We start from the raw sequence: 2,840 nt of genomic DNA, 5'->3' as shown, positions 1-2,840 counted from the left end.
GGCAAATCCGAAGCCGAATACATCCGCAAAACCCCGACCGGCTGGCTCGGCATGATTGAACACCACTTCATGTCCACCTGGATTCTCCAACCTAAAGGCGGACAAAGCGTTTGCGCCGCTGGCGACTGCCGTATCGACATCAAACGCCGCAATGACAACCTGTACAGTGCAAGCGTCAGCGTGCCTTTAGCCGTGATCCAAGCCGGCGCAAAAGCCGAAACCGCCATCAACCTGTATGCCGGCCCGCAAACCACTTCCGTTATCGCCAATATCGCCGACAAACTGCAACTGGCCAAAGACTACGGCAAAGTACACTGGTTCGCCTCTCCCCTCTTCTGGCTCTTGAACCAACTGCACAACATCATCGGCAACTGGGGCTGGGCAATCATCGTTTTGACCATCATCGTCAAAGCCGTACTGTATCCATTGACCAACGCCTCTTACCGCTCTATGGCAAAAATGCGTGCTGCCGCACCTAAATTGCAAGCCATTAAAGAGAAATACGGTGATGACCGCATGGCGCAACAACAAGCCATGATGCAGCTTTATAAAGACGAGAAAATCAATCCGCTGGGCGGCTGTCTGCCTATGCTGTTGCAAATCCCCGTCTTCATCGGTCTGTACTGGGCATTGTTCGCCTCCGTAGAATTGCGCCAAGCGCCTTGGTTGGGTTGGATTACCGACTTGAGCCGTCCGGATCCTTTCTACATCCTGCCTTTGATTATGGCGGTAACCATGTTTGCACAAACTTATCTGAATCCGCCGTCAACCGACCCAATGCAGGCGAAAATGATGAAAATCATGCCTTTGGTTTTCTCCATCATGTTCTTCTTCTTCCCTGCCGGCTTGGTTCTGTACTGGGTAGTCAACAACCTCTTGACCATCGCCCAACAATGGCACATCAACCGCAGCATCGAAAAACAACGCGCCCAAGGCGAAGTCATTTCTTGATGAAGGTTTAGGCAACACAAAGGCCGTCTGTTGTTCAGACGGCCTTTTTTTATTTCCTCAAACAAATACAGTTTAAGATTGAACCCAATCCAGTTTTAAGCGGCATGCAACACAAAAATTGTCGGGCGTTTTTTCAAATTCGGCATTTCTTTTCTTTTTCGCCACTGCGCAATCGTCTGGCTGATGATTTCCTGTGTCGGCAAGGTCAAGTCCGTAGCCACACATAAGCGCGTTTCAGGATGCAGGTTTTCCACCGCATCAGCCAACAACGCATCGTTGCGATACGGCGTTTCGATAAACAGCTGCGTTTCATTCTGCTGGCGCGAACGTTGCTCCAAAGCCTTCAAACTCTGAATTCGCTCATTTTTTTCAGACGGCAGATAACCCTTAAATGCAAAGTTTTGCCCATTCGCACCCGAAGCCATCAGCGCCAGCAGCAAACTAGACGGCCCAACCAAAGGCCGTACTTCAAACCCGTGTTTATGCGCCAATGCCACCAAATTCGCACCCGGATCGGCAACAGCCGGACAACCTGCCTCACTGACAATGCCCATACTGCGCCCTTCTTGCAAAGGCTTCAGCAATTCCGGCAAAGTCTTCAAATCCGTATGTTCATTCAGCGTTTGCAGATTCAGCTCACGGATAGGCGTAGTCACGCCCAAATGTTTCAAATGCGCACGCGCCGTTTTTTCCGCTTCTACGACAAAATCCGTCAGCCCGACAATCGCCTGTTGTTCATGCGGCAACAGGCATGGCGTATCAGGCGCACCCAAAGGGGTAGGAATCAAATACAAAATCGGTTTCATTCTTGCAACTCCAAAAAATCTCAGGCCGTCTGAACACATTCAGACGGCCTCAAACTATAAAACTTCCACACCTTCGTTTTTCAAAAAATCAATCAGACGGAAAATCGGAAGGCCGATCAAAGCATTCGGGTCCGTACTTTCAATCCGCTCCAACAAAGCAGCGCCCAAACCCTCGCTCTTCGCCGCACCGGCACAATAAACCGCATCCGGCTCGCGTTCCAAATATCGGCTGATTTGCTCCTGCGTCAACTGTCGCATGGCAACCACCGTATGATCGACATGATGCTGAACCTTGCCCGTAGCAGTATTCAAAAGCACGATTGCACTGTAAAATTCAATCCGTTTTCCGCTTAAGTCCGCCAGCATCTGTTGTGCATTTGCGACGTTCATCGGCTTGCCCAACTGCCGTCCTTCGCACCATGCGACTTGGTCTGCACCGATAATCAGCGCGGCAGGGAAAATTGCCGCCAATGAACGGGCTTTGCCTTCCGCCAAACGCAGCGCCGTTTCGCCCGCATGCTCGCCCACAATAGGCGTTTCGTCAAAATCAGGCGATGCCGTCTGAAAATCGACACCCAAACGGCGAAGCTGTCCGCAGCGGAAAACCGAACTCGACCCTAAAACCAAAGGCAGTTTTACTTCCATATTTTTACTTAAAAACATTGACGTTAGACCGTCGAAATTATATCATACTCCGTTTATGTCATACCCTAATTTGATTGACCCAGAAGTTTTCGCCGCCGAAGGGCAGAATCTGCAAGACAGCTTCCTGCTCGAAGAATTGGATGAACGAGTCAGTTCGCACGATTATCCGGCCGACAAACAGACACGCGTGTCGTTTACGCTGCAAGGCGGTCGCGACCGGCTGCAACGTCTGTTTCTCGATTTAAACGTCAAAGCCGACATGCCCCTGATTTGCCAGCGTTGCATTACGCCCATGCCGTTTCTGCTCGATGAAACCAGCCGTATCGTCCTGTTTGCCGATGAAGAGAGTTTGGACGAAGCTATGCTTGCCGATGAAGAATTGGAAGGCATGCTGCTCGAAAAAGAGCTTGACGTGCGGACTCTGGTTGAAGACCAAAT

Annotated in this window: 4 protein-coding genes; 2 read left to right on the top strand and 2 right to left on the bottom strand. The window is 50.6% G+C overall.

The genetic code is table 11. From position 1 onward, the window contains the following. Window positions 1–951, top strand: a 951-nt coding sequence (gene yidC / locus ACTHSP_RS19295) for a membrane protein insertase YidC (protein WP_440346704.1), incomplete at its 5' end; no start/stop codon positions are given. Window positions 952–1,046: 95 nt separating this feature from the next. On the opposite strand, the gene ACTHSP_RS19290 is transcribed toward yidC, so the two are convergent. After that, window positions 1,047–1,757, bottom strand: coding sequence for an SAM-dependent methyltransferase (locus ACTHSP_RS19290; RefSeq protein WP_049328886.1), 711 nt, complete (start codon window positions 1,755–1,757; stop codon window positions 1,047–1,049). A 54-nt stretch (window positions 1,758–1,811) separates the two neighbouring features. Next, window positions 1,812–2,402, bottom strand: coding sequence for a Maf family protein (locus ACTHSP_RS19285; RefSeq protein WP_049352071.1), 591 nt, complete (start codon window positions 2,400–2,402; stop codon window positions 1,812–1,814). A 55-nt stretch (window positions 2,403–2,457) separates the two neighbouring features. Here ACTHSP_RS19285 and ACTHSP_RS19280 point away from each other — a divergent pair. After that, window positions 2,458–2,840 (top strand): YceD family protein (locus ACTHSP_RS19280; RefSeq protein ID WP_440346703.1); only part of this gene is annotated, 383 nt, incomplete at its 3' end.

The sequence above is a fragment of the Neisseria sp. P0001.S005 genome (assembly GCF_051963715.1).
The sequence above is the reverse complement of the archived record's forward strand: the minus strand, read 5'-3'. Positions and strand labels throughout refer to the sequence as shown.